The organism is Vibrio sp. 10N.222.46.A1, assembly GCF_041473595.1.
GTDB lineage: Bacteria > Pseudomonadota > Gammaproteobacteria > Enterobacterales > Vibrionaceae > Vibrio > Vibrio tasmaniensis_A.
Map to the genome: position 1 here is coordinate 1 of NZ_JBFRSN010001061.1, position 2,769 is coordinate 2,769.

The window sequence follows — 2,769 nt, forward strand, 5'->3', positions numbered from 1 at the left end:
TTGCAGTTCCGTATAACGTCTCTAGCGTAACGCTAACATCGCCTGACGAAGCTTTACTTAAACTTACGTCGAAAATTGCTGTTGAGCCTTCATTGATAATTTGGCTGTCTTCAATACTTACTGTTGGCTCGACTTCAACTGAGCGGAATAGATCAAGCAAACTCAAGCTTTGAGTTCGGGACAAACCCAAGCCTTCGAAACCAGTTGTTACAAATTCGGTAACTGGGATAGTTTCGTCACCATCTCGTTCAATGGTTCCACTGCTCACTAAGCTCGATCCACTTACACCGGCAGCAGTTGCGAACTCTTCGCCTAACTCTGTAGGATCTTGCCCTTCTTCTAAAGCGGCAAAAATATTTTCAATGTCTTGGTCAAGATCGACTTCATCGCCATCTTTTCCTTGTGGCGTAAAGCGCTTAACTGAAATCTGAGATTCAGAATTTGCATTTTGGGATTCTAAAACGACATCCCCAGCTTGTAATGGCTGTCCGTCTTCTAGGACCTTGATTGTGCCATCTATCGAAATAACAATGCGTTGACCTAATGCTAATGCACCGCTCGCATTCAATACTGTCATGTCCATATAAATCCCTAAGCTCATTTTCTGTTCGCGACGTCAAAATAGTGACATCAATTCTATAATCTAGTGACAATATAACATCTAATGTCATATAATTCCTAGCTATGAATTGCATGTTTAATAACTTACAATGTAAACGAATGATAACGGTCACTGAGTGATAATTAAGATGACGAAAACTTCCATATAAGTTATTGTCTTAGGGAAAGATAACCCAAACACTCAAATCAAATTTAAGTACTCAAAATCGACTTAAATTGTACGACGATCGGTTAACAACTTTACAACCATTTACGAATGCTCATTGGGCATTCGTTATTTTTTTGGCGGTTCATCTAAATTTGATATATTCAAGCTTAAAAGCGACAAACTTAGGTGATACTCCATTTTTGGGAGATTGAAATTGAACTGGATTAAAACGACTACATTAGGGTTGGCTATTGCACTCAGTTTACCGACTAGCGCACAAACCTTAGAGCAAGCCGTCGCGTTTACTTTAGAAAGTAACCCTGAAATCAAAGCGGCATATAACCAGTACGTTAGTCAACGTTACCTTAACGATGCTTCTGGTGGAGCTTACCGCCCGAGTATAGATTTAGACGGTGGCATTGGTTACGAATATACAGATTTGGCGACGAATTCGAGCTCAACAGATCTAACGCGTAAAGAAGCAGCAATTACGTTGACACAACTCATTTGGGATGGCGCGAATACTTCTAACGACATTGATCGTACCGCTGCTGATGCAGAGTCTGTCCGTTATCAATTGCTATCTAGCGCTCAAGATATTGCACTGCAAGTAACCAAAGTCTATCTTGATTCCGTTAAAGCTTATGAAGTGCTTACACTTTCTGAAAACAATCTGGCGACGCACAAAAATATCTATATAGATATCAAGAAACGAGTTGATTCAGGCATTGGATCTACGGCAGACATGTCTCAGGTAGAAGCTCGTATTGCAAAAGCGCATGGTAATTTGCTAGCAGCACAAAATAATTTATTTGATGCCCACACTCAATTCAAACGCCTTGTTGGCCAAGCCCCACTAGGCTTGGTATATCCACGTGCAGATGCAGGTTCTATTCCTTATACGATCGACGGTGCTTTGGCAAAAGCCTTTAACCAACACCCAGTTATTAAAATTGCACAAGCTGACGTAGATTCAGCGAAGTTTCAATACAAACAGTCTAAGAGTACCAACTACCCGACTGTTTCTTTTGAAGCCGCTCAAAGGTGGCGTGATGATGCAGGTGGTACGAAAGGCAGCAGCGATGAATTTTCTGCGATGCTTCGCTTAAAGTACAATCTCTATAACGGTGGAGCCGATCAAGACCGTGCCGAAAGTGCCGCTTATCAACTTAACAAAGCAAAAGACCTACGTGAGAGTACTTACCGCAATGTAGAAGAAAGCTTACGCCTTTCATGGAGCGCACTTGACTTAACCGTCCAGCAAAAAGATTTCTTGTCAGATCACGTAGATTCAGCATCTGATACCGTTATCTCTTACGAAAAACAGTACCGAATTGGTAAGCGTACTCTTCTCGATTTACTTAACACCGAAAATGAACTCTTCGAAGCCCGTAAGGGATTTTTGGATGCTAAGTATGACGTACAATACGCAAAATACAGAGTCATGAATGCGACAGGTAATTTATTGACAGGGTTACGTGTTGAGACCCCTCAAGAATGGAACGAAAAGGTAGAATATTAATGAAGCTCTTCAAAACGATACTCCCGCTATGCTTCGTGGTTGCTTCTTCCAACATCATGGCTGAAACAAATGATGAATTCACTTATCGTGCTCTTCCTAGCACCACACAAAGTTATGATCTCGAAGATGATGATAATGATGGTGTTATCAACGCTCGCGATTTATGTATAGACACACAAATAGGCGCTGAAATAGATAATGATGGCTGTGGCTCGTATTTCGAGTCTAGTGAACAAAAAGAACTTCATATTTTGTTTGCTAATGACTCTGCAGAAATCAAACCTGTATTCCTGGGCCAAATCCGTCAAATGGCTGCGTTTCTAAAACGTTACGAGAATACCAGTATCCAACTTCAAGGTTATGCCAGTAAAGTGGGTAATGCTGAACACAACCTGAAACTGTCAGAAAAGCGAGCGGACAATGTAAGGCGTGCACTTATCAGCAATGGAATTCCACCGTCTAGAGCCTATACCGTAGG

At 41.4% G+C, this 2,769-nt stretch carries 2 protein-coding genes and 1 pseudogene; 2 read left to right on the forward strand and 1 reads right to left on the reverse strand.

Annotation, left to right across the window (positions count from 1 at the left end; all coding sequences use genetic code 11):
• Positions 1–583: pseudogene (locus AB4496_RS23720) on the reverse strand (hypothetical protein); the annotation flags it as partial.
• Positions 584–983: 400 nt separating this feature from the next.
• Between AB4496_RS23720 and AB4496_RS23725 the strand changes: the two are divergent.
• Both AB4496_RS23725 and AB4496_RS23730 read left to right on the forward strand, forming a co-directional pair.
• Entirely contained in the window at positions 984–2,291 is a 1,308-nt protein-coding gene (locus tag AB4496_RS23725) for a TolC family outer membrane protein (RefSeq protein WP_102257275.1), read from the forward strand.
• Positions 2,291–2,769: OmpA family protein (locus tag AB4496_RS23730; RefSeq protein ID WP_372132219.1), on the forward strand; the 479-nt coding region annotated here is incomplete at its 3' end. The genes AB4496_RS23725 and AB4496_RS23730, both read left to right, overlap by 1 nt.